Origin of the sequence: Nocardioides sp. QY071 (assembly GCF_029961765.1) — a bacterium.
In the GTDB taxonomy this organism is placed as follows: domain Bacteria; phylum Actinomycetota; class Actinomycetes; order Propionibacteriales; family Nocardioidaceae; genus Nocardioides.
On the sequence record NZ_CP124681.1, the window covers coordinates 1,554,837 to 1,577,693 of the forward strand.

Annotated in this window: 21 protein-coding genes and 1 pseudogene; 15 read left to right on the plus strand and 7 right to left on the minus strand. The window is 72.0% G+C overall.

Annotation, left to right across the window (positions count from 1 at the left end):
* Nucleotides 1-5: 5 nt before the first annotated feature.
* Complete coding sequence (locus QI633_RS07410) at nt 6-1,907, minus strand: hypothetical protein (RefSeq protein ID WP_282428562.1); 1,902 nt, start codon at nt 1,905-1,907, stop codon at nt 6-8.
* A gap of 332 nt (nt 1,908-2,239) precedes the next feature.
* Between QI633_RS07410 and QI633_RS07415 the strand changes: the two genes are divergently transcribed.
* Nucleotides 2,240-5,053 (plus strand): LuxR family transcriptional regulator, encoded by a 2,814-nt coding sequence (locus QI633_RS07415; RefSeq protein ID WP_282428563.1) that lies wholly within the window; start codon nt 2,240-2,242, stop codon nt 5,051-5,053.
* On the opposite strand, the gene QI633_RS07420 is transcribed toward QI633_RS07415, so the two are convergent.
* On the minus strand, nt 5,043-5,348 hold the full coding sequence (locus tag QI633_RS07420) for a hypothetical protein (RefSeq protein WP_141799722.1): 306 nt from the start codon (nt 5,346-5,348) through the stop codon (nt 5,043-5,045). The two genes, QI633_RS07415 and QI633_RS07420, sit on opposite strands and share 11 nt — an antisense overlap.
* A 145-nt stretch (nt 5,349-5,493) precedes the next feature.
* On the opposite strand from QI633_RS07420, the gene QI633_RS07425 reads away from it, so the two are divergent.
* The 6 genes from QI633_RS07425 to QI633_RS07450 all read left to right on the plus strand — a co-directional run bounded on the left by QI633_RS07425 (nt 5,494) and on the right by QI633_RS07450 (nt 11,679).
* The gene (locus tag QI633_RS07425) at nt 5,494-6,573 is read left to right on the plus strand and encodes an exo-alpha-sialidase (protein ID WP_282428564.1); all 1,080 of its coding nucleotides are present in this window, start codon (nt 5,494-5,496) and stop codon (nt 6,571-6,573) included.
* A 9-nt stretch (nt 6,574-6,582) separates the two neighbouring features.
* Entirely contained in the window at nt 6,583-7,032 is a 450-nt protein-coding gene (locus QI633_RS07430; RefSeq protein ID WP_282428565.1) for an SRPBCC family protein, read from the plus strand.
* Between the two features lie 141 nt (nt 7,033-7,173).
* Nucleotides 7,174-9,021: a dihydroxy-acid dehydratase gene (gene ilvD, locus QI633_RS07435; RefSeq protein WP_141799719.1), complete on the plus strand. Its 1,848-nt coding sequence runs from the start codon at nt 7,174-7,176 to the stop codon at nt 9,019-9,021.
* A 14-nt stretch (nt 9,022-9,035) separates the two neighbouring features.
* Complete coding sequence (locus QI633_RS07440) at nt 9,036-10,001, plus strand: pyridoxamine 5'-phosphate oxidase family protein (protein ID WP_282428566.1); 966 nt, start codon at nt 9,036-9,038, stop codon at nt 9,999-10,001.
* Nucleotides 9,998-10,963 (plus strand): hypothetical protein, encoded by a 966-nt coding sequence (locus tag QI633_RS07445; protein ID WP_282428567.1) that lies wholly within the window; start codon nt 9,998-10,000, stop codon nt 10,961-10,963. Before QI633_RS07440 ends, QI633_RS07445 begins: the two co-directional genes overlap by 4 nt.
* Nucleotides 10,964-10,977: 14 nt before the next feature.
* Nucleotides 10,978-11,679, plus strand: a complete 702-nt coding sequence (locus QI633_RS07450) for a GNAT family protein (protein ID WP_282428568.1) — start codon at nt 10,978-10,980, stop codon at nt 11,677-11,679.
* A gap of 8 nt (nt 11,680-11,687) precedes the next feature.
* Here the strand turns inward: QI633_RS07450 and QI633_RS07455 are convergent, their stop codons facing one another.
* Nucleotides 11,688-12,671 carry an SGNH/GDSL hydrolase family protein gene (locus tag QI633_RS07455; RefSeq protein WP_282428569.1) on the minus strand — a complete coding sequence of 328 codons (984 nt, stop codon included), beginning with the start codon at nt 12,669-12,671 and terminating at the stop codon, nt 11,688-11,690.
* A gap of 62 nt (nt 12,672-12,733) precedes the next feature.
* Between QI633_RS07455 and QI633_RS07460 the strand changes: the two genes are divergently transcribed.
* Nucleotides 12,734-13,150: a VOC family protein gene (locus QI633_RS07460; protein WP_282428570.1), complete on the plus strand. Its 417-nt coding sequence runs from the start codon at nt 12,734-12,736 to the stop codon at nt 13,148-13,150.
* An 11-nt stretch (nt 13,151-13,161) separates the two neighbouring features.
* Here the strand turns inward: QI633_RS07460 and QI633_RS07465 are convergent, their stop codons facing one another.
* Entirely contained in the window at nt 13,162-13,368 is a 207-nt protein-coding gene (locus QI633_RS07465; protein WP_282428571.1) for a hypothetical protein, read from the minus strand.
* On the opposite strand from QI633_RS07465, the gene QI633_RS07470 reads away from it, so the two are divergent.
* The 5 genes and pseudogenes from QI633_RS07470 (at nt 13,358) to ilvC (ending at nt 18,059) form a co-directional block, all read left to right on the plus strand.
* A complete protein-coding gene (locus QI633_RS07470) occupies nt 13,358-13,534 on the plus strand; it encodes a hypothetical protein (RefSeq protein WP_282428572.1) in 177 nt (58 codons plus the stop codon). The genes QI633_RS07465 and QI633_RS07470 overlap by 11 nt on opposite strands.
* 55 nt (nt 13,535-13,589) lie before the next feature.
* The gene (locus QI633_RS07475) at nt 13,590-14,387 is read left to right on the plus strand and encodes a CHAD domain-containing protein (protein ID WP_160158298.1); all 798 of its coding nucleotides are present in this window, start codon (nt 13,590-13,592) and stop codon (nt 14,385-14,387) included.
* Nucleotides 14,388-14,615: 228 nt separating this feature from the next.
* Nucleotides 14,616-16,406: pseudogene (locus QI633_RS07480) on the plus strand (acetolactate synthase large subunit); the annotation flags it as partial.
* Nucleotides 16,406-16,948 carry an acetolactate synthase small subunit gene (ilvN, locus tag QI633_RS07485; protein WP_141799711.1) on the plus strand — a complete coding sequence of 181 codons (543 nt, stop codon included), beginning with the start codon at nt 16,406-16,408 and terminating at the stop codon, nt 16,946-16,948. The pseudogene QI633_RS07480 and the gene ilvN, both read left to right, overlap by 1 nt.
* A gap of 85 nt (nt 16,949-17,033) precedes the next feature.
* Nucleotides 17,034-18,059 carry a ketol-acid reductoisomerase gene (gene ilvC, locus QI633_RS07490; RefSeq protein ID WP_141799710.1) on the plus strand — a complete coding sequence of 342 codons (1,026 nt, stop codon included), beginning with the start codon at nt 17,034-17,036 and terminating at the stop codon, nt 18,057-18,059.
* A gap of 67 nt (nt 18,060-18,126) precedes the next feature.
* On the opposite strand, the gene QI633_RS07495 is transcribed toward ilvC, so the two are convergent.
* Nucleotides 18,127-18,501 carry a hypothetical protein gene (locus tag QI633_RS07495; protein WP_141799709.1) on the minus strand — a complete coding sequence of 125 codons (375 nt, stop codon included), beginning with the start codon at nt 18,499-18,501 and terminating at the stop codon, nt 18,127-18,129.
* Between the two features lie 163 nt (nt 18,502-18,664).
* Between QI633_RS07495 and QI633_RS07500 the strand changes: the two genes are divergently transcribed.
* Both QI633_RS07500 and QI633_RS07505 read left to right on the plus strand, forming a co-directional pair.
* The gene (locus QI633_RS07500) at nt 18,665-18,946 is read left to right on the plus strand and encodes a helix-turn-helix transcriptional regulator (protein ID WP_260806094.1); all 282 of its coding nucleotides are present in this window, start codon (nt 18,665-18,667) and stop codon (nt 18,944-18,946) included.
* A gap of 82 nt (nt 18,947-19,028) precedes the next feature.
* Complete coding sequence (locus QI633_RS07505) at nt 19,029-19,421, plus strand: VOC family protein (protein WP_141799707.1); 393 nt, start codon at nt 19,029-19,031, stop codon at nt 19,419-19,421.
* On the opposite strand, the gene QI633_RS07510 is transcribed toward QI633_RS07505, so the two are convergent.
* Together QI633_RS07510 and QI633_RS07515 are read right to left on the minus strand one after the other, a co-directional pair.
* On the minus strand, nt 19,422-19,856 hold the full coding sequence (locus tag QI633_RS07510; protein ID WP_141799706.1) for an EamA family transporter: 435 nt from the start codon (nt 19,854-19,856) through the stop codon (nt 19,422-19,424).
* A gap of 71 nt (nt 19,857-19,927) precedes the next feature.
* Nucleotides 19,928-22,804, minus strand: a complete 2,877-nt coding sequence (locus QI633_RS07515; protein WP_141799705.1) for a PKD domain-containing protein — start codon at nt 22,802-22,804, stop codon at nt 19,928-19,930.
* Between the last annotated feature and the right edge of the window lie 53 nt (nt 22,805-22,857).

A 22,857-nucleotide genomic window follows, 5' to 3' on the forward strand; every position in this document is an offset into this window, starting at 1 on the left:
TGGAGCTACTTGGCGACGACGATGCCGTCGACGGTGACCTTGCGGCCGTTCTTGCTGACGACCTTGATCTTGAGGGTGCCGGTCTGGACGCTGCCGAGGTCGAGGACCGGGACGGTGACCTGGCCGGTGCCCTTGAGGCTGACCTTCTTGACCAGGTGGCCGTTCCAGAGGACCTTGACCTTGCCGCCCTTCTTCGCCTTGGTGAGCAGGAGCGAGAGGTGGCGGGCCTGGACGCCGGAGAGGGTGAGCGTGCGGCCCTTCTTCTTGGTCACGGTGGCGGTGTTGTTGAACGCGCCGGCCTTGGCGATCCGCTTCCACTTCTTGCCGCTCAGGGCGGTGTCGTCGAGCGGGACCGTGGTGCAGCGCTTCGGCGTGGTCGTCGCGTTCCCGGAGGTGTCGGTGGCCCGGGCCTGGAAGCAGTAGCTGGTGCCGAGAACGGCCGGGAAGGCGGCCGAGGTGCCCGGGGCGTTGTCGATCACGACCGCCGGAGCGCCGTGCTGCGCCTGGTTCCAGGCGGCCGTGGTCGCGTAGATGTCGGTCCCGGGCTGCAGGCCGGAGAGGGAGTCGGTGACCGACCACGCCAACGGGATCGACGTGGACATCGTGGTGGCGGCACCGGGCTGGCTGAGCGTGACCGCCGGACTGCCGGCGTCGAGGAAGCGGGCGAACGCGCCCTCGAGCGGCTTGAGGCCGATCGTGACCAGGTTGCCTCCGGCGTCGACGTCGGCGGCGGTGTCCGGCAGGTAGCCCTGCTCGGTGCTGACCGGTGCGAACGGCTGGACCTGGGACGTGCGGTAGTGCGTCACCACTCGGCTGTTGCCGCTGTGCTGGATGGCGCGCAGACCGCCCTCGCCGGCGAGGGCGATCGGCCGCTGGGCGTCAGGGAGGGTTCCGGTGAGCGTCGCCGGGGTGCCCGGGTAGGCGCCGTCAGCCGCGCTGGCGTAGCGGATCGACTTCGTGCCGTCCTTCGTCACGACGTAGGCGAACAGTGCCTTCCCCTCGTCGTCGATGTCGACGCTCGGCTCCGATGCGAAGTCCTCGTCGAGGGAGACGAGGTGACCGGGCAGCGCCGTACCGTCGGCGAGGACCGGGCTGGTCTCGGCCCGGTAGTAGGCGTTGGACACCACCGAGTAGATGACCTGGCCCTTGCCGTTCTCGCTGATCGCGACGTCGGCAGCCGAGGCGATGTTGCCGGAGTTGGAGGTGCTGTCGCCGAGGTTCCAGCCCTGACCGGGCGTACGGCGGCTCACCGTCATCACGTCGTTGATCAGGCCGGTGTAGTTGTAGGCGATCAGCGCCTCACCCTTGGAGTTCACGTCCAGGGCAGGGTTCCAGGCATCGCTCTCGGAGAGCGTCTTCGGCGCTCCCGGGCCGGCACCTTGCGGCCACTCCGTCACGAGCAGCTTGTTGTCGATGTTCTCGCCGTCGACCGTGGCGGCCGCAATGACCAGGCCGTCGCCGGCGACCCCGAGCTGCGGCTGCCCGACGACTTCGGTGCCGGAGGGCGTCATCAGGTTCAGCCCGGTCCAGCTCGCCGGACCGACCTGTCGGCTGACCCGCAGGCGATCGACGCCGCCGACGTTCTCGACCCAGCCGACGGCAGCGGCGCCCTGGCCGTTGCTGGCCAGCACGAGCTTCGTCGCGTCGACGTCGCTGCGGACGACGGCGTGCCCGGACCAGACGCCGTCGGTGGCCGTGTAGGCGTGGACCGCGCCGTCGATGATGGCGGCCGCGACGGCGTCGCCGTCGCCGGTCGACACCACGTCGACGTCGGTCATCGCCCCGTTGGGGAAGGGGACCTTCGTCGAGGTCTTCCACGCGTCGGCGTCGGCCGGGGTGGCGAGACCGAGGGTCAGGGTGCCGACGGCGAGTGCTGCGGTGGTGAGTCCGAGAAGCTGGGTACGCATGGTGCTGCCTTTCGCGGAGGGGGGTGTTCGACGGGAGTAGGAGCAGCCCGCCGGCAGGACCTTGCAGATTTCCGAGAACTTCCTTCAGCGGAGATCCGGTGCGGCCCGGTGACACCTACGTTCGTCCCGGCGGCGGTTCCGCCACATCCGCGCGCACCACGCAACCAACGCCCCGCACCACGGAGCCAACACGGAGCCAAGACCTGGCGAGAGGTTTCGAGACGCGTCGCCCGCCCCTCGCAGGCTCGGGCCGAGCCGATCGCTCCTCAACCCGCCGCCGTGTTGCACGCGTTCGCAGGCTCACGAGCGGCGGCGCCGCCTACGATGCCGACGTGCGCTCCCCGGTGCTCGTCTCGCGGACCCTCGAGCGCGCGCGCCTGCGCGGTGCCCTGGAGGCGCTCGGGGAGGGCCGGGGCGGGCTCTGGGTGCTGCGCGGCGACCCCGGGATCGGGAAGTCCCGCCTCGCGACCGCGGTGGCGGCGGAGGCCGCCGACCGAGGGCTCGAGGTGCTGTCCGGTCGCGCCGTCCCCTCGGGTACGCCGACCCCGCTCCGCCCGCTCAGCGAGGCCCTGCTCGGCTGGCTGCGCACCCATGAGGTCCCGGACGACCGGCTGCTGGCGCCGTACCTGCCCACGCTCGCGCGGCTCGCGCCCCAGCTCGGCCCGGTCGCGCCGGACGGCGTCTCCTCGGTGATGCTGCTCGGCGAGGGGCTGCTGCGGCTGGCCCGGACGGTCGCGGCGCCGGGCATGGTGCTCGTCATCGAGGACCTGCACTGGGCGGACCCCGAGACTCTGGCGCTCGTGGAGTACCTCGGCGACAACACCGGTGAGGTGCCGCTCCTGGTGCTGGCCACCAGCCGGCTGCACGAGTCGCCGGTCGCCAACGAGCTGGTCAGCGCGCTGGAGCGGCGGCGCTCCGCCGAGACGGTCGACCTGCTCCCGATGGCCGACGACGACATCGCCGCGATGGCGCGGGCCTGCCTGGACGCCGAGCCGTCCGGCGAGGTCGTGGCGTGGCTGCAGAAGTACAGCGCCGGATACCCGCTCTTCGTCGAGGAGATGCTCGCCGACCTGAGTGACGCCGGGCTCCTCGAGGGACCGCTTCCGGTGCTGGTCCCGCGGCCGTTCGCGCGCTCGGTCGAGGGCCGGCTCGCCGAGGTCGGGCCGGCGGCCCGCGAGGTCGCGACGGCCGCCGCGATGCTCGGCCCCGAGTTCGACTGGAGGCTGGTCGCCGAGGCCCTCGGGCTCTCGGACACCGACGTCGCCGGCGCCCTGCGCGAGCTGCGCGACCAGCGGCTCGTGGTGGCCGTGCCGCCCGACCGGTTCGTGTTCCGGCACGCGCTCACTCGCGAGGCCGTGCCCGCCGGGCTGCTCGCTCCCGAGCGAGCCCGCCTCGCCGGCGTGCTCGCCGCCGCGCTGGCCGGCCGCTCGACCGACTCGGCCGACGACCACCACCAGCTCGCCGAGCTGTTCGAGGCCGCCGGCGACGACGCCCGCGCCGTCGAGCTGTGGCTGGCGACCGCGCGGGACGCGATCGACCGCGGCGCCCTGGTCAGCGCGCGCGAGGCGATCGGCCGCGCCCTGGAGCGCTGCACGCCGGGCAGCGAGCTCGAGAGCCGGGCGCGGGAGGCCGAGGTCGAGGTGCACGCGCTCGCGGGCGACGTACCCCGTGCACTGGAGGCCGGGGAGCGGCTGACCGAGGAGCTCGCCGACGATCCCGGCCGGCTGGCCGCCGTACGACTCCGGTTGGCGCGGGCGCTGCTCGCCGGCGGCCGGTGGGACGAGGCCGAGGCGATGCTGGACGCCGCCGCGGGGCACGACCCGGTGCAGGCGCACGTCCTCGCGGCCCGGCTCGCGCTCGGCCGGGAGGACGATCTCGCGGCCGCCGAGCGGGCCTCCGCCGCGCTGGCCGCGGTGGGGGAGGACCGACCGGAGATCGCGTGCGAGGCGTGGGAGGTGCTCGGCCGGGCGACCCGGGCGCGCGACCACGTCGCCGGCGAGGAGGCCTTCGAGGCCGGCTACCGGCTCGCCGAGGCCGAGGACCTGCCGCTGTGGCGCTGCCGGCTGCTCGCCGCCCTCGGCGGCCTCGACCTGGCCGCCCGCCGCCCGACGGAGGACCGTCTGATGGCCGCCCGCCGGGTCGCGCTCGACGTCGGCGCCATCGCGGTGGCCGCGCGGATCGAGATCGACCTCAACCTGGTGCGGATCCGCTATCTCGACCTCGACGACGCGATGGCCGCCGTCGACAACGCGATCACGATGATGGACCGGCTCCGGCTGCCCGAGCTGCCGACGGCGTACCTCCTGCGCGCGGCGACCCACGGTCTCGCCGGCCGCACCGACGCGATGGAGGCCGACGTCGCGACGGCCGGCACGATGCCGATGGACGAGGCGCTGAGACTGGTCGGGATCCCCGGGCACATCCGGTCGTTCGTCGCCCTCGGACACGGTCGGTACGACGAGGCGCGGGCCCAGCTGGCGACGGCGATGGAGTACCACCGCCGCACGCCGAGCATGCCCTTCTCCCTGCGCGGGTTCTGGGCGCTGCTGGAGACGGCCGTCGGCGACGACGGTGGTGCGGCCGCGCGCGAGGAGGTGCGCACCGGCCCGCAGGCCAACAGCCCCCACAACGCCTTCGCGCTGAGGTACGCCGACGCGATCGCCCTCGGTCGTGCCGGTGCGAGCGCCGAGGCCGAGCGGGTCTTCGCCGACGCGGAGTGGGGCCTGCCCGGCCGCGAGCCGTGGCCCGAGCTGCACGCCCGGCTGCTGGTCGCGACCGCGGCGGCCCGCGACGGCTGGGGCACGCCCGAGCCGTGGTTCCGGCACTGCCTCGACGGGCTGGTCGGCTACGGCCTCACCGAGGCCGCATCCGGATGCCGGGTCGCGATGCGGGAGGCCGGGTTCGCCGTACCGAGGAAGGCGGCGGGCGCCCAGCGGGTCCCGACCCACCTGCAGCGCCTCGGCGTGACCGCGCGCGAGCACGACGTGCTGGGGCTGGTGGCCGAGGGTCTGCAGAACAAGCAGATCGCCGACCGGCTCTACCTCTCGGTGCGGACCGTGGAGACCCACGTCGCCCGGCTGCTGCAGCGCACCGGCTGCGCCGATCGCAGTGAGCTGGCGGCGCACCTGGAGGCGCCTACAGCGTGATGCTCGGCCGGGTGGCCAGGCCGAGGTCCTCGACCGCCTCCAGCCGTTCGCACCACCACGACCGCGCGGTGCCGTGGGTGCCGGGCTCGAGCGCCGCCTCGAGATCGGGTACGGCGCCCGCGTCGGCCAGCTCCACCACGACCGTGCACCGGTCGTGGTCGGCGGCCAGCAGCCAGCGACTGGTCACGAACCCCGGCAGCCGCCGCAGCCACGGCGCCACCTCGTTGCGCAGCCGGGTCAGCACCTCGTCGCTGCGGTCGGGCACGAGGACCAGGGTGGCCAGCAGCGTCGTCATGGCTCCAGGGTCGCCGCCGGGCGCCGGGCGCTACATCCGTGGCGGGTACGGACTCAAGGAAATGACCGCCGGCAGCGATGACTTCTGTCGGTGGTCGGGGTCACAGTGGGGAGGAGCGGTCAGCGAACAGCCACGAGGAGGAGCGATGACGACGATCCTGATGGTGGGCACCCGCAAGGGGCTCTGGGTCGGCCGGTCGGAGGACCGGGTCGAGTGGGACTTCACCGGTCCCCACCACGACATGGAGGAGGTCTACTCCTGCCTGGTCGACACCCGCATGTCCACCCCGAGGCTCTTCGCCGGCGCGTCCTCGAGCTGGCTGGGCCCCCAGCTGCGCTGGTCCGACGACCTCGGCGAGACCTGGCAGGAGACCCCCAACGGCGCGATCCGGTTCCCCGAGGGGGCCGGCGCGACGGTCGAGCGGATCTGGCAGGTCGTCCCCGGCGTCGGCGACGGCGTCCTGCACGCCGGCACCGAGCCCGGTGCGGTGTTCACCTCGCGCGACGGCGGTGCCAGCTTCGCGCTCGAGGAGGGGCTGTGGAACCACCCGCACCGCGAGCAGTGGGGTGCGGGCTTCGGCGGCCAGGCCTTCCACACCGTCCTTCCGCACCCCAGCGACCCGGCGTCCATGACGGTCGCCATCTCCACCGGTGGCGTCTACCGCACCACCGACGGCGGCGCCTCGTGGGAGCCGCGCAACAAGGGCATCCGCGCCGACTTCCTCCCCGAGGACCAGCGCTATCCCGAGTTCGGGCAGTGCGTCCACAAGGTCACCCGCCATCCCTCGCGCCCCGAGCGGCTCTACGCCCAGAACCACGGCGGCGTCTACCGCTCCGACGACGAGGGCGGCTCCTGGACCTCGATCGGCGACGACCTGCCCAGCGACTTCGGTTTCCCGATCGTCGTCCACCCGCATCGCCCCGACACGATCTGGGTGTTCCCGCTCGGCGGCGGCGACCGCCGCTACCCGCCCGACGCCAAGGCGCGCGTGTGGCGCTCCGACGACGCGGGGGAGTCCTGGACGCCGTACGGCACCGGTCTGCCGGACGCCTTCTACGTCGGCGTCATGCGCGACGCCCTCTGCGCCGACTCCCACGACCCCGCCGGCCTCTACTTCGGCGCCCGCAACGGCTCGGTCTGGGCCTCGGCCGACGACGGCGAGGCCTGGCGCCAGGTCGCGGCCGACCTGCCCGACGTCATGTCGGTCAAGGCCGGGGTCTCCTAGGCTCGCGCCATGCCTGCCTTCTCGCAGACCCACGAGACGATGGTCGCTGCCCCGGCCGCGACCGTCCACGCCCTCGTCGATGACTTCCACGAGTGGATCAAGTGGTCCCCGTGGGAGGGCCTCGACCCCGACCTCAAGCGGACGTACGACGGCGCCGGCGTGGGGGCGACGTACGCCTGGTCCGGCAACAAGCAGGCAGGCGAGGGCCGGATGACCTTCACCTCGATCACCCCGACCCAGGTGGTCGTCGACCTCGAGTTCCTCAAGCCGTTCAAGGCCCAGAACGTCGTCACCTTCGACCTCACACCTGCCGGCACGGACACCCGGGTGGCCTGGACGATGAGCGGCCAGCGCAACCTCGCGTTCGCGGTGATGGGCAAGCTGTTCTTCGACAAGGCGATCGCCAAGGACTTCCGGCGGGGGCTGGCCTCGCTGAAGGCAGCGGCCGAGGAGAAATGAGTTTCACCGGTCGACCGGTGAAACTGGCGCTTGGACGAGGAAACTTCCTCGTCCAAGCGCCAGTTTCGTCGTCCAACCCCCGCCAGTTTCACCGGTCGACCGGTGAAACTGGCGGCTGGCCCACAGGCGTAGCCTTGGCGCATGCCCACCCTTCGTTCCGCGACGTCCACCTCGGGCCGCAACATGGCCGGCGCGCGCGCCCTCTGGCGCGCCACCGGCATGACGGACTCGGACTTCGGCAAGCCGATCATCGCCATCGCGAACTCGTTCACCGAGTTCGTCCCCGGTCACGTCCACCTGCGTGACCTCGGCAAGATCGTCGCGGAGTCGGTCGTAGCGGCCGGCGGCGTCGCGAAGGAGTTCAACACGATCGCGGTCGACGACGGCATCGCGATGGGCCACGGCGGCATGCTCTACTCCCTGCCCAGCCGCGAGCTGATCGCCGACGCGGTCGAGTACATGGTCCAGGCCCACTGCGCCGACGCGATCGTGTGCATCTCCAACTGCGACAAGATCACCCCCGGCATGCTGCTGGCCGCGCTGCGGCTCAACATCCCGGTCGTGTTCGTGTCCGGCGGCCCGATGGAGGCCGGCAAGACCACGGCCATCGAGGGCATCGTCCACAGCAAGCTCGACCTGGTCGACGCGATGGTGGCCTCGGCCAACGAGGCCGTCTCCGACGACCAGCTCGACACCATCGAGCGCTCGGCCTGCCCGACCTGCGGCTCGTGCTCGGGCATGTTCACCGCCAACTCGATGAACTGTCTGACCGAGGCGATCGGCCTGTCCCTGCCGGGCAACGGCTCGACGTTGGCCACCCACGCCAAGCGCCGCGCGCTGTTCGAGGAGGCCGGGCGGGTCGTCATGGACCTGTGCCGCCGCTACTACGAGGACGACGACGAGTCGGTCCTGCCGCGCAACATCGCCAGCCGCGATGCGTTCGAGAACGCCGTGGCCCTCGACGTCGCGATGGGCGGTTCGACCAACACCGTGCTCCACCTGCTGGCTGCGGCCCGCGAGGCCGAGCTCGACTTCGACGTCCACGACATCGACGCGATCTCGCGTCGCGTCCCGTGCCTCAGCAAGGTCGCGCCGAACTCCCCGAAGTTCCACATGGAGGATGTCCACCGCGCCGGCGGCATCCCCGCGCTCCTCGGCGAGCTGCGCCGCGGCGGCGCGCTCAAGGAAGGCGTCCACTCGGTCCACTCCCCGAACCTCGACGAGTGGCTCGGCGCGTGGGACATCCGCGGCGCGAGCCCCTCGCCCGAGGCGCTGGAGCTGTTCCAGGCCGCCCCCGGCGGCGTCCGGACGACGGAGCCGTTCTCGACCGAGAACCGATGGGGCACCCTCGACACCGATGCGGCCGAGGGCTGCATCCGCGACTTCGACCACGCCTACACCGCCGACGGTGGCCTGGCGATCCTCACCGGCAACATCGCGGTCGACGGCTGCGTCGTGAAGTCGGCCGGCGTCCCCGAGGAGTCGCTGACCTTCCACGGCACCGCGATCGTCTTCGAGTCCCAGGACGCCGCGGTGGAGGGCATCCTCGGGAAGAAGGTGGAGGAAGGCCATGTCGTGGTCATCCGCTACGAGGGGCCCAAGGGCGGCCCCGGCATGCAGGAGATGCTCTACCCGACGGCCTTCCTCAAGGGCCGCGGCCTGGGTCAGAAGTGCGCCCTCATCACCGACGGCCGGTTCTCCGGCGGCACCAGCGGCCTGTCCATCGGGCACATCTCGCCCGAGGCGGCCGGCGGCGGCCTGATCGCGCTGATCGAGGACGGTGACCCGATCTCGATCGACATCCCCAACCGCAGCATCCACCTCGACGTCGACGAGCACACGCTCGCCGAGCGCCGGGTGCTGCAGGAGAAGCGCGACAAGCCGTACACGCCCCTCGACCGCCAGCGCCCGGTCTCTGCCGCGCTGCGGGCCTACGCGTCGATGGCGACCGCGGCCTCCGACGGCGCGTACCGCCGCGTCCCCGAATGATCGCGGGCTGAGCATTGGGCAAGGTCCACGCCAGGGTCGAGGGTCGGCTCCGGGAATTCGTCGACGCGCAGCAGGTGTTCTTCGTCGCCACCGCGCCGCTCGCTGGCGACGGCCACCTGAACCTGTCGCCGCGCGGCATCCCGGGCACCTTCGGCATGGTCGACGAGACCACCTTCGCCTGGCTCGACGGCACCGGCAGCGGCAGCGAGACGATCGCGCACCTGCGTGAGAACGGCCGGATCACGGTGATGTTCTGCGCCTTCGAGGGCGCCCCCAACATCGTGCGCTTCCACGGCCGCGGCCGGGTCGTCACGGTCTACGACGAGGAGTACGCCGGGCTCGCGGCCCGGTTCGCCGACCTGCCCGGTGCGCGGGCCGTGGTCGTGGTCGACATCGAGCGGATCTCCGACTCGTGCGGCTGGACGGTCCCGCTGATGGAGTACGCCGGGGAGCGCGACCTGCTGGCGCCCTACTTCGAGCGCAAGGGGATCGACGGCTCGGCCGACTACCGGCGCCGCAAGAACCGCACCAGCATCGACGGGCTGCCCGCCTTCGACTTCGACCCGCTCGACGAGTGGTCGACGCTCGCCGGCCTCGGCCGGATCCGGGAGCGGCTCGCCAGCCAGATCGACGGCTGGACCGCGCCGTACTCCTGGGCGCTCGCCCACGACGGCGAGATCGGCCACGTCAACGCGCCGGGCGCCCAGCACGGTCTGCCGGCGGTGATCCTGGCGACCGTGCTCAAGCACGACGGCGCCACCGCGACCCTCGAGGTCAGCCGCCAGCAGCTGGACGAGGCGATCACCACCCTCGCGCCGGCCAGTGCCTGCACCGAGGTCGGGCACCCCAACCTCGCCGCCTGGCGGGCGCTGCACGAGGCCCACGACGAGCGCGGCGGCACCATCACCGCCGTCTTCGTCCGCGACGCCGCCGACCCGGAGACCTCCGCGACCGACGCGACCCTGCGCTCGCGCTGGTGACCGGCCCGCACCGCATCGCCGCGGTCGTCATCCTCGGCCTGGCCCTGCTGCTCGCCGCGTTCACCGACCCCGGGCACACCGACCGCGGTGCCGTACGCCGGCCCGAGCCGATCGCCGTACCCGGAACCCCCGAGACCCCCGCGCCCGTCGCTCCCGCACCGCCGACCCTGCCCACCGGCACCCCGCGCTGGCAGAGCGAGCGGGTCCTGCCGGACCGCGGGATGCTCGTCGCCTACTACGGCACGCCCGGCACCGGCTCCCTCGGCGTGCTGGGGGAGACCTCGCCGAGGAAGGCCTTCCGCCGCCTGCAGCGCGCCGCCGCCCCGTTCGCGCGCCCGGGCCGACCGGTGCGCCCTGTGTTCGAGCTGATCGTCAGCGTCGCCGACGGCCACCCCGGCAAGGACCGCGACTTCAGCCACGACATCCGCAGGTCCGCCGTCCGGGCGTACGTCGACGCGGCCCGCGACCTCGGCGCCCTCCTCGTGCTCGACCTCCAGACCGGCCGCACCGACTTCCTCGAGGTCGCGAAGCGCTGGGAGTGGGCGCTCGAGCAGCCCCACGTCAGCCTGGCCATCGACCCCGAGTGGCGGGTCCGCCGCGGCCAGCGTCCCGCCCGGGTCATCGGCAGTGTCGGCGCCGGCGAGGTCAACCGCACCACCGCGTGGCTCTCGAGGCTGGTCGTCGAGCACGACCTGCCCGAGAAGCTGTTCGTCGTCCACCAGTTCCGCACGTCGATGGTGCGCCACATCGGCCGGGTCAAGCCCCGCGACGGACTCCAGCTTCTCCAGCACGTCGACGGGTTCGGCAACCGCGGCCAGAAGCTCGCCACCTACCGCACCGTCGCCCGGCCCGACATCTTCGCAATGGGCTTCAAGCTGTTCTACGACGAGGACTTCAACCTGATGGGCGCCAAGGCGGTCCACCGGATCCGCCCCCGGGTCCGCTTCGTTTCCTACCAGTGAGCGAGAGGGTGTCGATGGAGACCAACGCGTACGGCCAGGGGCTCGGTGCCCCGGTCCCGGGCTGGGAGCCGCGGCCGTGGCCCGAGCCGGTCCTGCTGCACGGCCGCTATGTCGCGGTCGAACCGCTGGGCTCGGCCCGCTACGCCGAGCTCTTCGCGGCGACCTGCGGCGACGACGACGCCGATCTGTGGACCTACCGGCCGATCCCGAGGCCGCGCAGCCTGCCCGAGCTGTGGATGCACCTCGCCGCCCACCTCGACGACCCCGCCATGGTGACCTTCGCGCTCGTCCCGCTGGAGGGCGAGGCCGCGGGTACGGCGGCCGGCATCGCGTCGTACATGCGGATCGAGCCGGGCCACGGCCAGGTCGAGGTCGCCGGCGTCCTCTTCGGCCGCGCGCTGCAGCGCACCCGTGCCGCCACCGAGGCGATCCACCTGCTGATGCGCAACGCCTTCGACCTCGGCTACCGGCGCTTCGAGTGGAAGTGCGACAGCCTCAACGAGCCGTCGCGGAAGGCCGCACTCCGCCTGGGCTTCGTCGAGGAGGGCCGCTTCCGCAACCACACGGTCACCCAGGGACGCAACCGCGACACCGACTGGTTCTCGGTCACCGACGACGAGTGGCCTGCGGTGTGCGCGGCCCACGAGCAGTGGCTCGACCCGGCGAACTTCGACGACGCGGGCCGGCAGCGCACTGCGCTCTCCGTCGCGCGCTAGGCAGGCCTCTAGCGTCCGAGCACCTGCAGCACGGACTGCGCCTGGGCCCGCGCGCCGGCGGAGTTCGGGTGCGCGGGTACGGCGACGGCGAGGCCGTTGAGCGAGATCACGCCGAGCCCCTCGACGTACCGGGTCAGCGGGCCGGTGCACACGTGGTGCCCGGTGCTGAGCGGGTGCGTGTCGACCAGCTCCGCGCCGCCGCGGCGGGCGGCCCGCACGAGCATCGCGTTGAGCTTGGCGAAGGTGTCGTGCAGGTAGGCCATGTCCGGGTTCGTGATCGGCACGACCGGCCAGCAGCCGCGCTGCGGGATCGCGTCGAGGTAGTTGACCAGCAGCACCCGGGCCTCGGGCGAGCGGCGGTGGATCTCCTCGAGCGCGCCGACCACCTTGTCCTCGGACGCCTCGATCGCGGCCGCGAGCTGGTCGACCCCGCCGGCGGTGAACCGCTCCTTGCAGGCCCCCAGCGGCGGCTGCGAGAGGTCGACGAGGGGCAGCACCCCGGGCAGGGGCAGCGTGGGTGCCGGGAGGCCGATCGGCGACAGCGATATGCACGACATCGCCGCGCTCGCGATCCCTGCGTCGTTGCCGCCGATGCCGACCGTGACCAGGTCCGTGGTGGGCGTGAGGCGGTCGAACTGGGGTGGGTTCACGCCGCCGAGCGGCAGCTTCTGCGGCTGCGTGAAGTCGTCGGTCGTCGCGGAGCCGCAGGTCGCGTCGCGGAAGGTCGTGACGTCGAGCTGCCGGGCCACCAGCTTGGGGTAGTTGCGGTGCGACTGGGCGCAGTCGATCGGCGCGTACGTCGCGTCCGGCAGCCCGTCTTTGTCGAGGAGGACGACATCGGCCGACCACGAGTCGCCCAGCGCGACGTACTCGTCGTAGGCGGGCTGGTCCGCTGCCAGCGTGGGCGCGGGCGCCGCGACGGCGAGGACCGGGACCGCCAGGGCCAGGGACCCGAGCAGGACGCGCAGAGTGGTGGTACGACGCGGGAGCATGTTCTCCACAACGAGTGGAGGTGACCGCGGTCACTGTCGGGGGCCGGTGCTTGGGTGGAGGCATGGACCAGCGGATCAGCTTCATCACCCTCGCGGCCGACGACCTCGACGCCACCCGGCGCTTCTACCGCGACGGCCTGGGCTGGGTGCCCGAGCTCGACGTGCCCGGCGAGGTGCTCATGTTCAAGGCGGGCCAGCTGCTCGTCCTGTCCTTCTGGGGGCGCAGCCACTTCGAGGCCGAGGTGGGGGCGACCATGCGCGGGCCGGGCGTCGCCCCGATCACGATCTCCCACAACATGCCGACGCCCGAGGGTGTCGACGAGGTGCTCGCGGCGGCGCGGGCGGCCGGCGCGCCCGAGGTGCACCCCGCCCGGGAGCGCGACTGGGGCGGCTACTCCGGCTACTTCGCCGACCCCGACGGCTACCGGTGGGAAGTCGCCTACAACCCCGGACCCGTGGGGGAGGTGGTGCTGCCCTGAGCAGCCACAACTCAACAGGGGAGCCGACGCAGGCGGCTGAGTTCACGGTCGAGCTGCTGGGCGGCGTGGTGCGCCGCGACCTGCTGGCCGACGACCTGGTGCTCAACGTGAACTTCCCGTTCGTCGGTCCGGGCGAGCGCCTCGGCCGCGCGGTCAAAGCCGACGTCGGCCGCAGCAGCGACCTCGGCCTGACCTACGCGGGGCGACGTGCCGGCCACGGGCGGCACCTACCTCCTCTCGGCGGGTGCGCCGGCGACAGAGACCCGGCCGAACGCCGACACCACGGCGCTGGCCATCAACAACATCCCGGTGACCGCCCTCGACGGCGACTGGGGCAAGCCGATGCCGGTCGGGATCCGGCTGCTGCTGGGCTCGCTGCGCTGAGCTGGGCCTGCGGCGCTCCTGACCCCCGGACGGGGTGTCCGCCAGAATGGGAGGCGTGGCGGACACCTCGGCAGGCGACCTGCTCTCGACGGTGATCTGCGACCTGGTCGCCGACATCCGTGACGGGCGGGAGCCGGCGTTGGCCGACGCACCCGACGCCGTCCACCGGCTGCGCACGTCGGTTCGCCGGTTGCGCAACGTGCTGGCCGGGTTCGAGCGGTACGTCGAGAGGCGGCCGGCGCGGGAGCTGCGCGGCCACCTGGCGTCGTACGGCACCCTGCTGGGGGCCGGACGCGATCTGGAGGTCCGGGCCGAGGACTGCCGGCGGGTCCTCGCGGCGCTCGGGCGGACCGATCTCGAGCCGACCCTGGTGGAGCCGCTCCTCGCCGCGCACGACGGTGCGCACGCGGTCCTCGTCGCGTGGCACGGGTCGCCGGACGCGGTGGCGCTGGACCACCTCCTCGCGACGTGGGGCGAGGAGGTTCCGGTGACCGACCGTGCCCGGCGTCGCGCCGACCGGGTGAGGGCGAGGGTGCTGCGCCGCGAGCTGGAGCGGGTGCTGGACCGCGCGGCCGTGGGGGAGGCCTCCCACGACGTCCGCAAGGCCGCGCGCCGGCTGCGCCACGTCGCCGAGGCGGTCGGTGCCGCCGATCTCGCCCGCGCGGGCAAGGACGTCCAGGGCCGCCTCGGCGACCACCGCGACGCCCTCCTGCTCGCCCGGTACCTGTGGTCGGCCGGTGCGCCGGCGGTCGTGGTCGCCCAGGTCGAGGCGGGGGCCAGCCGCGCCCTCGAGGGCCTGCCGGGGGACCTCGCCGTGCTCCGTTCGCTCGACGGCGCGACGGACGAATCCTGAGACTGCTGTCTTGCCATCTGAGACGTGTGGGACACTGGTTCGACGGCACGACGTGCGGCGGCTACGGTGATTCCATGCATGACCTGCTTCTCGTACGCACCGGACGCGCCGGCTGATCCTGACCAGGACAATCCGTCAGTCAATCGCCAGCGCGTCCACCCCTCGTTGCCCAGCAACCGAGGGGTTTTTTGTTGAGTTACGACCAGCAGTTCAGCCCACCACAGCAGACAAGGAACGACTCGGATGAGTGAGCAGCAGGGCTCGGGCGCCAATCCCAAGGCAGACGGCATCACCGGCGCGCAGAGCCTGGTCCGGTCCCTCGAGGCGGCCGGTGTCACCGACATCTTCGGCATTCCGGGCGGCGCGATCCTCCCGGCCTACGACCCGCTGATGGACAGCAGCATCCGCCACATCCTCGTGCGCCACGAGCAGGGTGCGGGCCACGCCGCGCAGGGGTACGCCGCCGCGTCCGGCCGGGTCGGCGTCTGTATGGCGACGTCCGGACCCGGTGCGACCAACCTGGTCACACCGCTCGCCGACGCCCACATGGACTCCCTGCCGATGGTCGCGATCACCGGCCAGGTCGGCGCCTCGCTGATCGGCACGGACGCCTTCCAGGAGGCCGACATCCGCGGCATCACGATGCCGATCACCAAGCACAGCTTCCTGGTGACCGACCCCGCGGAGATCCCGACCAAGATCGCCGAGGCCTTCCACATCGCTTCCACCGGCCGCCCGGGCCCGGTCCTGGTCGACGTCACCAAGTCGGCGCTGCAGTCCAGCACCACCTTCCAGTGGCCGACCGAGCTCAACCTGCCCGGCTACCGCCCGGTGACCCGCCCGCACGCCAAGCAGATCCGCGAGGCCGCGCGCCTCATGCTCGAGGCCCGCAAGCCGGTCCTGTACGTCGGCGGCGGCACCATCCGCTCCGGCGCCTCCAAGGAGCTGCTCGCCCTCGCCGAGCTCACCGGGATCCCGGTGGTCACCACGCTGATGGCGCGCGGCGCCTTCCCCGACAGTCACCCGCAGCACCTCGGGATGCCCGGCATGCACGGCACCGTGGCGGCCGTCGCGGCGCTGCAGAAGAGTGACCTGATCATCAGCCTCGGCGCCCGCTTCGACGACCGGGTCACGGGCAACCTCGACTCGTTCGCGCCCGGCGCCAAGGTGATCCACGCCGACATCGACCCGGCCGAGATCGGCAAGAACCGCTACGCCGACGTCCCGATCGTGGGCGACGTCCGCGAGGTCCTGGTCGACCTGATCACCACCCTGCGCACCGAGCAGGAGGCCGGCAACACCGGCGACTACGAGGGCTGGGTCGCGTTCTGCGCCGGCGTGAAGAAGAAGTACCCGCTCGGCTACGACCGCCCGGCTGACGGCGGCCTCGCGCCGCAGTACGTCCTCGAGCGGCTCGGTGCCATCTCGGGCCCCGACACGATCTACACCGCGGGCGTCGGCCAGCACCAGATGTGGGCCGCCCACTTCGTCGGCTACGAGCGCCCCAACACCTGGATCAACTCCGGCGGCCTCGGCACCATGGGCTTCTCCGTGCCGGCCGCGATGGGCGCGAAGGTCGCGATGCCCGACCAGACCGTGTGGTCGGTCGACGGCGACGGCTGCTTCCAGATGACCAACCAGGAGCTCGCCACCTGCGCGATCAACAACATCCCGATCAAGGTCGCGGTCATCAACAACGAGTCGCTCGGCATGGTGCGCCAGTGGCAGACGCTGTTCTACAACTCGCGCTACTCCAACACCGACCTGCACTCCAAGCGGATCCCCGACTTCGTGAAGCTGGCCGACGCCTACGGCTGCGTGGGCCTGGCCTGCGAGTCGCCCGACGACGTCGACGCGACCATCGCGAAGGCGATGGAGATCAACGACGTGCCCGTGGTCGTCGACTTCCGGGTCCACCGTGACGCCATGGTGTGGCCGATGGTCGCCGCCGGCACCAGCAACGACGACATCAAGTACGCGCGCGACCTCGCGCCCCAGTTCGACGAGGACGATCTCTGATGGCCAAGCACACCCTGTCCGTCCTCGTCGAGGACAAGCCCGGCGTGCTGGCACGGATCTCCGCGCTGTTCAGCCGCCGCGGCTTCAACATCGAGTCGCTCGCGGTCGGCCCGACCGAGCACGACGAGATCTCGCGGATGACGATCGTGGTCAACGTCGAGTCCTCGCCGCTCGAGCAGGTCACCAAGCAGCTCAACAAGCTGGTCGAGGTCATCAAGATCGTCGAGCTCGACCCGACCGCGTCGGTCAACCGCGAGCTGGTGCTCGTCAAGGTCGCCGCCACGGCGGAGACCCGCGGTGAGGTCCTCGACGTCGTCCAGCTGTTCCGGGCGAAGGTCATCGACGTCGCCTCGGACGCGATCACCATGCAGATCGTCGGGAACGACGGCAAGATCGCCGACTTCCTGCGCGTGCTGGAGCCCTTCGGGATCCGCGAGCTCGTGCAGTCCGGCATGGTGGCCATCGGCCGCGGGCCGCGCTCCATCTCGGAGCGCAGCAAGCCCGTCGCCGTACCGGTGCCGCCTGCCGCATCCGGAGGTTGAGGAGGTCGCGCAGCGACCGTCTCGAAACCCCGGGAACCAGCAGACCAACCCCATCACCACCCCAACCAGCAAGGAGAAGCCCGACGTGGCTGAGATCTACTACGACGACGACGCCGACCTGTCCCTCATCCAGGGCAAGCACGTCGCCGTCATCGGTTACGGCAGCCAGGGCCACGCGCACGCGCTGAACCTGCGCGACTCCGGTGTCGACGTCCGCGTCGGCCTCAAGGAGGGCTCGAAGAGCCGCGCCAAGGCCGAGGAGGAGGGCCTGCGTGTCCTCACCCCGCGCGAGGCCGCGGAGGAGGCCGACGTCATCGTCATCCTCGCCCCCGACCAGGTGCAGCGCCACCTGTACGCCGACGACATCGCGCCGGCGCTCGCCGAGGGCGACACCCTGGTCTTCGGCCACGGCTTCAACATCCGCTTCGGCTACATCCAGCCCCCGGCCGGCGTCGACGTCATCCTGGTCGCCCCGAAGGCCCCGGGCCACACCGTGCGCCGCGAGTACGTCGCCGGCCGCGGCATCCCGGACATCATCGCCGTCGAGCAGGACGCCTCGGGCAAGGCCTGGGACCTCGCGAAGTCCTACGCGAAGGGCATCGGCGGCACCCGCGCCGGCGTCATCAAGACCACCTTCACCGAGGAGACCGAGACCGACCTGTTCGGTGAGCAGTCGGTCCTGTGCGGTGGTGTCTCGCAGCTGATCCAGTACGGCTACGAGACCCTCACCGAGGCCGGCTACCAGGGCGAGATCGCCTACTTCGAGGTCCTCCACGAGCTCAAGCTCATCGTCGACCTGATGTGGGAGGGCGGCATCGCCAAGCAGCGCTGGTCGGTCTCCGACACCGCCGAGTACGGCGACTACGTCTCGGGCCCGCGCGTCATCGACCCCCGGGTCAAGGAGAACATGCAGGCCGTCCTCGCCGACATCCAGAGCGGCGCGTTCGCCGAGCGCTTCATCGCCGACCAGGACGCCGGCGCGCCGGAGTTCACGGCGCTGCGCGAGAAGGGTGCCCAGCACCCGATCGAGGCCGTCGGCCGCACCCTGCGCTCGCACTTCTCGTGGGCGCACACCGACGACGACTACACCGAGGGCTCGGCCGCGCGCTGACCCACGTGCCGAACGCCCCCGGATCCGCTCGGATCCGGGGGCGTTCCGCGTCCGGTGCCCTCGCGGCTCAGCCCGCCTCGGCGTCGAGGCCGCGCAGCTGCTCCTGGAGGACATGGACGAGCCCACGGGCCGACGCGGCGGTGATCACCAGGTAGGGCCGGCCCTCGAGCGGCTCGACGACGAGCCAGGTGAGGTCGTCGTCGGCGTACCGGCCGGCGCGCGCGGCGAGGGTGGCCGGCAGTAGGGACGCGGTCACGGGGACGGCGTCGCCCGTCCCGGCGATCGCGGCGGCCAACGTCGGCTGGCTCTGGTGGTAGCGGTCCTCGGGATGGTCGTCCTCGGCGTGCTGCCGGGTGCACCACCCTGGGCAGGGGCCGGTCAGCCAGGACGGCCGCGGTGGGTCCGCCCCGGGCGTCCCCGTGGGGTCGTCGGCTGCCATCATGCGCCTCACTCCCAAGATCTCCTGCCCTCGTCGCGATGGAGCCTAGGGCTCGCGTCCGACGCAACGCGCCGTCGGCCGATCCCTTCTCCACAGCCCTCGGGGCGACGTGAATGCCATATCAGTATGGTCGCTGCGAGGTGGCCATACGGGGATGATGGTGGGCGTGGCGAGCAGGCGCGCGGACATCAGCTGGCAGGCCTATGCGCGCGAGCTCGGCCTCAACCTCCAGCGGGCGCGGATGGCGAGCGGCTTCAGCCAGGAACGGGTCGCCCATCTCGCCGGGATCGCCGGCTTCACCTACCAGAAGTACGAGAAGGGCGAGTCCCGGCCCGGTACGCCGATGAACCCGCAGCTGCTGACCCTGGTCTCGCTGAGCCAGGTCCTCGACGTACCCCTGGCCGGACTGCTTCCCGACTTCGACCCGGACCTGACCGACGCCCGCTGAACCTGGCCGGACCATCGGTGTCGGTGTCGGTGTCGGTGTCGGTGTCGGTGTCGGTGTCGGAGTCCCGTGGCACGGTGGCTCCATGGGCTACCCACGACTGCGCAGCACCGTCCTCGACACCACCGACGTCCCCACGCTGGCTGAGTTCTACCGCCGCCTCCTCGGTTGGTCCTATCCCGAGGGGTTCGAGATCGAGGAGTTCACCGACTGGCGCTCGATCGTCGGTCCCGCCGGGGAGCGACTGTCCTTCCAGCAGGTCGACGAGCTCCCCGCCACGACCTGGCCGAGCGCCGAGGTGGCGCAGCAGCTGCACCTGGACTTCCAGGTCGACGACCGCGCCGACCTCGAGGACAACCACCAGCGCGCCCTCGAGCTGGGCGCCGTCGTCCGCTTCGACCAGTCCGACGACCCCGACGAGCCGCTGCGGGTCTACGTCGACCCGGCGGGCCACACCTTCTGCCTGTTCAGTCGCTGATCAGCCGCTGACCACCAGCAGCACCGCGCCCGCGCCGACCAGCGCGACCCCACCCCATTGCAGGAGCGAGAGCCGCTCGCCGAGCAGCGTCGCACCGAAGATCGCGACGAGCACGACGCTCAGCTTGTCGACCGGAGCGACGAGTGAGGCGTCGCCGACCTTGAGGGCGCGGAAGTAGCAGATCCAGGACGCGCCGGTGGCGAGGCCGGAGAGCACCAGGAACACCCAGGTCCGGGCGCCGACCTCACCGGGGGAGTGGAACTTGCCCAGTGCCAGCAGGATCAGGCCGAGCGTCACGAGGATGACCACGGTGCGGACGAAGGTCGCGACGTCGGAGTCGATGTCCTTCACGCCCACCTTGGCGAAGACCGCCGTCAGGGCCGCGAAGACCGCCGACAGCAGTGCCCAGAACCACCAGGCCGAGGTCAGCTCCATGTGCGCTCCGTAACGTCATTCGTTCCGTGGGCGCGCGCCCACGGAACGAATGACGTTAGCGCAGGGAGACGTCAGTGCAGCGCGATCGTGACGCTGGTCCCCTTCGCGGCCGCGTCGGCGGTCGCGACCTGGTCGCCGTACTGACCAGCGGCCACAGGTCCGCCGCTGTCGGCGACGAGCTGGTCGGTGTGGCCGCCGCCGGCGCCGATCAGGCGCTGCCGCATCGACGAGCCCACGGGCTCGGCGAAGGCCGTGGTCGTCGAGGAGCGGTCGGCCCACACGGTCACCACCCAGTTGCCGGGCGTGGCGACCAGCGGACTGTGGTGGGTGGTCGTCGCGGCCGACTCGGCGAGCCCGGCGACGGCGGCGACGGGGCCGCCCGGGTCGGTGCCCGAGTAGGCCAGCACGCTCAGCGTCGCCTTCACCGCCGTGGCACCGAAGCCGACGGTGACGTTGCGCCCCGCGTCGTCGGCCGCGGCCACCCGCTGCCAGACCACCGTCGTCATCGCGTCGGTGGCGACCGGTGCTCCGACCTGGGTCCAGCCCGCCGGCGCCGTCGGTACGACGGTCGTGGCCGCCGAGACCACGGCGACCAGGCCGTCACCGGCCTGCGCGGTCGCGGGGATCGGCGAGACGATGCTCGTCGCGTTGGTGACCTTGCCGGTCGAGTCGCGGTACCCGACCTGGCTGGTGCCGCCCTGGATATCGACGGACTGCGTCGTGGTGCCGGTGCCTCCGCTCTCGTCGGTCACGGTCAGCGTGACCGGGTAGCTGCCCGGCGCGGCGTACACGTGGTTGGGCTGGGCGCCGGTCGCGGTGCCGCCGTCGCCGAAGGTCCACGCCCACGAGGTGATCGTGCCGTCGGGGTCGGTCGAGCCGCTGCCGTCGAAGGAGCAGGACTGGCCCGAGCAGGACGGGGTGAACGCGGCGGTCGGCACCTGGTTGGCGAGCGGTCCGAGGAACATGGTGCCGCTCGACCACACCGGGCTGGTGTCGATGCCGCTGCCGCTGACCCGGGTCCAGGCGCCACTGGTGACGCCGTCCGCGACGGGCAGGCGCCACAGCTGGTTGGTCGACATGCCGGCCCAGAGCTGACCGTCGGCGTACACCAGGTTGCGGACGTCCTGGAGCAGGGGGAAGTTCGACGACGGGACGGTGAACTCCGCCGCCCCGACGATCAGGCTCTGCGGCGAGAACCAGCGCCAGAACACCTTTCCCTGCAGGCTGCGGGTGTAGTAGAGCCGGCCGTCGGCGTACGCCATGCCGGTCACGTTGGACAGCTGTGCGTACACGTTGGGGACCCGGCCGCGGTAGGTCTGCGTACCGCCGCTGGTCGTCACACTGCTCCAGTACGGGTCGTTGTAGGGGTCGATCACGTTGTCCGGCCCGAACGCCGTGCCGTCGAAGGTGCGGTAGTGCAGCTTGTTGTCGGTCGAGCCGTAGACCAGCTTGGAGCCGACCATGAACGCGCCCCGCACGTTGTTCCAGCTGGCCCCGCCCGTGGTCGTGACCGTGCTCGGCGCGGTGATCGAGCTGCCCGAGAACTGGCGGGTGGTGACCGTGCTCCCCGAGAGCCGGTAGAGGCTGCGCGGCAGTACCGGGTCGGCCTGGGAGACCGGGGCCGTCCCGCCTTCCACAGGGAAGAAGGCGAGGCGGGCCCGGCGGTACTCGCCGTTGCCGATGTACTCGGTGTCACTGCCGACGTAGACGCCGTTGTCGGTCGCCAGCAGCTCCTCGGCACCGATGCCGCGCGGGTGCCGGCCCGGGTTCCAGGTCAGCGGGATGCCGTTCTGCGGGTCGAGCGCGGCGAGCCCGGGCCGCGGCACCTGGCCGGCCTGCTCGTCGGCGCCGCTCTGGATCGCGTTCATCCACTTCTGGTGCCCGCCGACGTAGACGACGTTGTCGGCGATCGCGACCGAGAGCAGCGAGTCCTGACCGGTCGCGGCCTGCCACGTGGGTTGCACGTCCTGCCCGGTGACCGCGGTGTCGAAGCGCGCCGCGGAGTCGCACAGGGTGCCGTTGTAGCCGGCGCCGCTGGAGGCGATCACGAAATAGGAGCCGTCGGGGGAGTAGTCGACGTCGCGCACGTAGGAGTCGAAGGAGTTCTTGCTGCAGGCGGGTGTGTAGCGCAGCGTCTTCCAGTCGGGATCGACGTACGCGTTGTCGGCGCCGAGCCGGATCAGCACGACCTGGTCTCGGTCGAGCCCGTCGGCGTGCTTGAAGTTGCCGATCGCGACCAGCCGGCTCCCGTCGGGGCTGGCGGCCAGCTTCCCGACGCCGACCGGCGCCTTCGCCGTACCGGAGGGCCAGTTGTGGTTGGTGTCGACGGCGATCTTCAGGTACTCGTCCACGTCGCCGGTGGCCGCGTTCAGCGAGGCCAGCCCTGCCCGGGGCAGGGTCGCGACCGTCGTGAACGTGCCGGCCAGCAGCAGCCGGTCGCCCACGAGGGCGAGGTCGAGGATGCTGCCGTTGGGGCTGGGGTTCTTGAACCCCGGCACGAGCGCTCCCGTAGCGGTGCTGACCTTGATGACGTTGCGGACCTTCGTCGTACCGGCGAGCTTGAAGGTGCCCGCCACGTAGAGCGCGCTGCCGTCCGGCGACGCGACGATCGCGGTCACGCTGCCGTCGAGCGCCGGCGCGAACACCGGGTCGATGACGCCGGTGCCGCGGTCATAGGCGAACAGGTACGGCGTCGGCAGCTGCGCGCTCGTACCCGGGTTCTGCGCGAGGGTGAACGTGCCACCCACGAAGACCCTGCTCCCGACCTCGGCGATCGCAAGCGTCCTGCCGTCCAGGATGTTGGGCGTCGTGGCCGGCACCGCCGACGGGATCAGCCGCTGGTGCGCGGGCTGTGCCTGCGCGGGTGACTGTCCCGCGCCGGCGGCGCCGAGAAGGGCGGCCACCACGGCCGCGACGAGCAGGACGATGCGAACAGGACGACTGCGCACGGTTGGCCCCCAAGTGAGTCTGTCGAGACCACACGACGCTCGCACGTTCGCGT